Below are 5,183 nucleotides of genomic sequence, written 5' to 3' on the forward strand. Positions count from 1 at the left end.
GCGCAAGGCGTACGCCGTCTCACACGAGCCAGCCCCTCGCAATCGAACATCAAGGTAACGCTCCGCGACGGCTCCCCAAGATCTGCGCCAGAACCCGAAACTGGCCGACAAACGCTGGCCTCAGTAATCAACGAAGCCATCACGGTGAAGACCATCCGGCACTACCACAAGAACGACCTGGTCGAGGAGCCCGCACGCGACCACTCCGGCTACCGCCGCTACGGCAGCGCCGAACTGCTGCGGCTGGTCCAGGTGCGGGCCCTGGCCGGGGCGGGCGTGCCGCTCGCCGGGATCGGCCCCATCCTCGACGCCGGCCCCGAGGACTTCGCCACCGCCCTCGTCGACGTCGAGGACAACCTCACCGCGAAGATCGACGAGCTGGTCGCCCGGCGCGAGACCCTGCGCCAACTCGCCACCGGCGACCGGGTCCTGCTGCCGTCCCGGGCCTGCGCCCTGCTCGACCGGATGTCCGGGCTCGGCTTCGACGCGGACGACGTGAGGACCGCCCACGAGGCCCTCGTCCTGGTCCGGGCCCTGATGCCGGAGGGCTTCGACGAGTACCTCGCCCAGATCGAGCACGGCCTGGAGGACCCCGGGCACGTCGCCGTCATCAAGCTCACCTGGAGCGCCGGAAAGTGGGCCCCGGACGACCCAAGGATTGAGGAACTCGCGGAGGAGGTTGCCGCCCACTTCATCACCGACCCCTCCCTGCTGCCCACCCTGGGCGGACTCCGGACCCGCCAGGACGGCGACATGCGCCACGACCTCCTCACCCACCACGGCGAGGACGAGCGGCCCGGCTGGACCCGCCTCACCGCACTGATCGAGCAGAAGCTGCACGCCGCGGGCGTCGACGTCCCGTGAACCCCGGCTCCGCTACCCGTCGGCGGTGAGCAGCTTGCGCAGGTGCTCCGCCGCTCCGCCACCGGGACGGACCGGGTCTCGCCGGTGGCCCGGCTGGTGACCTCCTCCACCGCACGGCGTGCTCATATACCCACGGGCCGTCAGGACGGTTGACGGTAGGCCTGTACGCGGCCCGCGCGCCCGGTGATGTGCACTGAGGAGTGATCAGGTACCCCGCCGACACCACGGCCCTGCGCGAGCAGCTTCAGGCGCTGCCCGCTTCCGGCGGCGAGGCGCCCTTGGGGGGTAGTCACCGCGTGGCCTTAGGGTGAGCGTTCCCACCGACTGCTCAAAGGAGATCCTTCATGGGGATATCGGACACCTCCGCCTCCGCGCAGAGTCGGGCCCGCACCTGGACGAGGCTGCACCAACACTTGGGGTGCGTCCCTGGCCCGCTCACCTACGACATGGTGCGTCAAGCTGCAGCAGACCACCTTGAAGAGTCCGACGACCTTGATTGGAAAAGGGATCTTCCTCTGCCCCCCATGCACGGTCAGTGGAACGAGTTCGCCAAGGACATCAGCGCAATGGCTAATACCCGTGGCGGACTGCTCATCTACGGCGTTACCAACGACCACAAGATCAAGGGAGTCGACTGGGAGAAGGCTGATCTCCGGCAGTACGCGCAGTGGGTCCGCAACCACGTCCACCCCTACCTGCCTGACCTGGTCATGTTCCCCTTGACTGACGGAGCGACAACGCTTCTGGTCGTGGATGTACCAGCCAGCGAAATGGCACCACACCTCGTTCACGGCAGATCGGACAAGGATAAAGAGCAGCAGGCGTTCACGGTGCCGTACCGCGACAGAGACCACACCGCCTGGATGGCGGAACACCAGATCGAGCGGGCCTACCGTGATCGCTTCGCCCGCGTCGGCCGGGCGGAGGAAGAAGTCCAGCGTCACATCGACTTCATCACCCAGACCATTGCCGCGCACGTCTCTGCGCCCTCGGCATGGTTCATCGCGGTCTCCCGGCCGCAGCGGCCCCTGCCTCGAGGTGCCTACACGATGAACCGGGATGAGGCGCGGGAGGTGCTGGAGGCTGCCGTGACGCGAGCCCGTGTTCTGCAGGGGGGAGAGTCGGTGCCAGGTCCCCTGGTCGGGATGGGCCCGGACACCCGGCTCAACCCGCGCCCCGGCCTGCGCCGCTGGGTGTGCAACAACTTCGAGTCGTCTATCAACCGGGAGGTCATCACCGAGCTGTACTACGACGGCACCGTGGTGGTGGCCGCCAACCTGTCCTTCGTCCGGGCGAGTGAGGAGCCTCCCGGCCAGGAAGATGACCTCTTTGTGTCCGAAAGCCTGGTGACGGCATGCTGTTATGACTTCGTCGCCACAGCTCAGGAGCAGCAGAGGAAGCTGCGTCTTGACAGCACGCTGCAACTCACAGCGGCGATCATCTCGCCGGACAAACCCAGAGCTCTGGCACCGCGCACCTTTGCCTGGGGTGGCGGGTTGGAAAGCACGCCGCCTTACGCCCGTCGGCCCCATCACATCCAACCGGCGCACACTGTGCTCTCACCAGCGGCAGCGGATGACGAAGGGCACAGCAGCGCTGACGAACTGTGCACGGATCTGATGAGCCAGTTCGGGGTGTAGCCAGGCTGGAGGCCATCGGCCGCGCATGCCCGGTCACTGCCTGGGCGGCCTCTCCCGTGTTCGACCGCCGAGAGTCCCCCTCTTGGCACGGGGATTGTCAGGGGTGCGCGGCATCATCGGCAGATGGCCTCCCCGCCCACGGCCCCACCGCCCTACCTGGATCGCCTGCGGTCACTTCGCCGCCGTCGGGCAGCCGTTCATCGAGGCGCCATGAGCGGACGCCAGGAACACCTCGCCGACGAGACAGCCCTTTCCCCAGACACCACGCACGCCAGGACCTGCCATCGCAGACAACAAGCCCGTCACGGTGACGTTGTAGCGAGCGGCCAGCCGGTTCACAAATGACATCGTCGTTTCACCTGCCAGCGGGGCCAGCCGGACCACACCGGCCACCGGCCACGGGGAAATCGGATCTGTCACCTGCCACCCCACAGCTTCACCGACGTGCGCGACCGGCCCAGGCCTCCCACTGCCTCTACGCCGCCCACTCCATGCCGAGCCCCCGTAGCGCGTTGTCCAGGGGCGGTTTTTTCTGATCAGTAGGTCGCGGGTTGGCTTGGGCTGATCAGTTTCGTGCTTGGCGGTGGTAGGGCTTCAAGCCCTGGTTGCTATGGCTCGGTGATGGAGGGGAAGGAGGCTTGGGCTGCCTGCTGAGCTGGCGTTTTGTCAGGTGGAGTGAGTGTTGGTCAGCTGTGGTCAGTTTCTCCGAGTGGTGATCAGGTTCGTTGAGTGTTCCTATGCGCTGGTTGTCGTGTTGGTGGGGTGGTTGAGCCAGTACAGGGCGGTGTCCATGTCTCGTGCGGTCCAGTTGCGGATCGGGACTGGGGCGTCGGTCGGGAGCTGGTCGATCCCATCAGGTAAACGCGGTGCTGAAGGCCGTCCCCAGCAGCCGACCCCTTGTCCGGGCCCGCCGCCCGGCCGCGTTTTCCCTTGACCTGCCTCGCTACCGGGCACGGTCAGACTGCGACCAAGGGGTACCCCTGCACGCTGCTCCTTCGAAACGACCGCCCCGGACCGGGGCAGCGAAGGAGACGAGGCGATGACGACCACCCACCCGAGGGCCGGGCAGCGGCACTGCTCGGGCCGATCACACCGGAAGGCTGGCCCGTGGCGGGCAAGCCGAAGGGGCCTCCTTGGGTGCCCACTTCGGAGGGCACTTGGGGACCCTCTTTGGTGCCCGACACCCGGAGGCGGCGGAAAGTTCCTGGTCAGGCCGCGAATCGGCGCGAAAGCCGCGCCGTCACAACCCTCTTCTCTCCTCTTGTTGTCCGTATGGGAGGAGAGCATCGGGTTCCGGGGGCCCGGACGCCCTCCCAGACCGGGCGCGGCCAGCAGCAGCGGCGGCGGCGGTCGGCCGGCGGCCGGTCGCGAGTGACGAGGGAGCAGAGCTGATGGCGGGGAAGAGGAAGACCAACCCGGCGGGGTCGACGAACAGTTTCCGCGGCGATGTGCTGCGGGTGCTCGGAGTGCTGAAGGTGGCCACGGCTGATCAGATCCAGCGGATCGGCGCTCCGCACCTGAGCTACCGGCACACCGACAAGAAGACCCAGTCCGAGCAGAAGACGGCACGCACCGCCTCGCACACCGGCGCGCTCTCCGACATGCGCAAGCACGGCCTCGCCGAGAACGGCGGTTCCACCGAGACGGGGAGAGGCTGCGAAACCTGACCCTCAAGGGCTTGGAGGCCGCCTCCTACGAGCTGCGGCGCCCGGTGACGGCGATGGGGGCTCCACCGCCCGCGGCGCGGGCTCCAGCGGGGCCTCCCACTCGATGACCGTCAACGAGACCGTGATCGCGATGCTGCGCACGCGGCCCATCGGGGGGAGCGTTTGGGTATGACTCGCCAGTGGAGGGCTGCGAACCGCGACTGATACGCGCTTACACGATGCGGGAGTATCTATTTCCTGGTTTGATCAAATTGTTGACAAGTTCACAACAGTTCCCAAGATCAGAGAACCCGGACCGTGCACATCTATGATCAAACTGCCGTCACTCGTAAGTGAGTTCGGTACAGAATCAACTTAGTGGAGAAATGGATTCCGCATAGGTGTCCAATTCTCCAGAACATGGAGATAGTCATGTCTCGTATGCGTTCCTTCGGCGTCGTCTCAAGCGCCTTGGCCATTGCCGCCGGTGCCATGCTGTTCGCCGCTCCCGGCGCCAGTGCCGCATCCAACTGCCGTGCGTACAACCGTGCTGACGGCGCTGGCGTCGGCTGGTGCGACTCCGGCAACGGCACCTGGGTAGTCCACGGTTACTGCGCCAACGCCGGTGGGGTCAACGGCCCCTACGGCGGCAGCGTGGGCTCTCGCAACCTCGGCAAGGAGCAGGCATCCATTCTCAACTGCGGCATGGGCGGCGGCGCCGTCAACATGTGGGTCGAAGTGACCGGTTGATCACCCCGAACCCGCACGCCGGGGGCCGTCGAAGCGTTTTCGATGGCCCCCGGGGCGTCTTGGTCCGGACGGCGGCCACTGTGGACGGTCTCGTCGGTTAGCGCTCCAGCCGCTGATCCTTTGAGTCGGTCCGGCTGTCGTCGGTGTCAGGCGCGGTTGCAGTACTGGTCGCAACGCCATGTAGTTAGCCTCGCCGTTTCAGTTGAGGTTGCTGGGTGACTGAGCGAGGTTGTTTGAGGCAGTGTCGGCCGGTGGACATGGCGATGGCCCGACGCGAGGTCGG

General features: G+C 66.6%; 5 protein-coding genes. 4 read left to right on the plus strand and 1 reads right to left on the minus strand.

From position 1 onward, the window contains the following. Positions 1-144: 144 nt before the first annotated feature. Together ACIQCZ_RS42325 and ACIQCZ_RS42330 are read left to right on the plus strand one after the other, a co-directional pair. The gene (locus ACIQCZ_RS42325; protein WP_402291520.1) at positions 145-864 is read left to right on the plus strand and encodes a MerR family transcriptional regulator; all 720 of its coding nucleotides are present in this window, start codon (positions 145-147) and stop codon (positions 862-864) included. 344 nt (positions 865-1,208) lie between these two features. After that, entirely contained in the window at positions 1,209-2,504 is a 1,296-nt protein-coding gene (locus tag ACIQCZ_RS42330) for a helix-turn-helix domain-containing protein (protein ID WP_402291522.1), read from the plus strand. A 171-nt stretch (positions 2,505-2,675) separates the two neighbouring features. Here ACIQCZ_RS42330 and ACIQCZ_RS42335 read toward each other — a convergent pair whose 3' ends face one another. Beyond that, a complete protein-coding gene (locus ACIQCZ_RS42335) occupies positions 2,676-2,924 on the minus strand; it encodes a hypothetical protein (protein WP_402291524.1) in 249 nt (82 codons plus the stop codon). 971 nt (positions 2,925-3,895) lie between these two features. Here ACIQCZ_RS42335 and ACIQCZ_RS42340 point away from each other — a divergent pair. Beyond that, positions 3,896-4,171, plus strand: coding sequence for a hypothetical protein (locus ACIQCZ_RS42340; protein ID WP_402291526.1), 276 nt, complete (start codon positions 3,896-3,898; stop codon positions 4,169-4,171). A gap of 399 nt (positions 4,172-4,570) precedes the next feature. Continuing rightward, positions 4,571-4,900 carry a hypothetical protein gene (locus ACIQCZ_RS42345; protein WP_402291528.1) on the plus strand — a complete coding sequence of 110 codons (330 nt, stop codon included), beginning with the start codon at positions 4,571-4,573 and terminating at the stop codon, positions 4,898-4,900. The last annotated feature ends 283 nt before the right edge of the window (positions 4,901-5,183 follow it).

The sequence above is a fragment of the Streptomyces sp. NPDC093149 genome (genome assembly GCF_044754145.1).
In the GTDB taxonomy this organism is placed as follows: Bacteria; Actinomycetota; Actinomycetes; order Streptomycetales; family Streptomycetaceae; genus Streptomyces.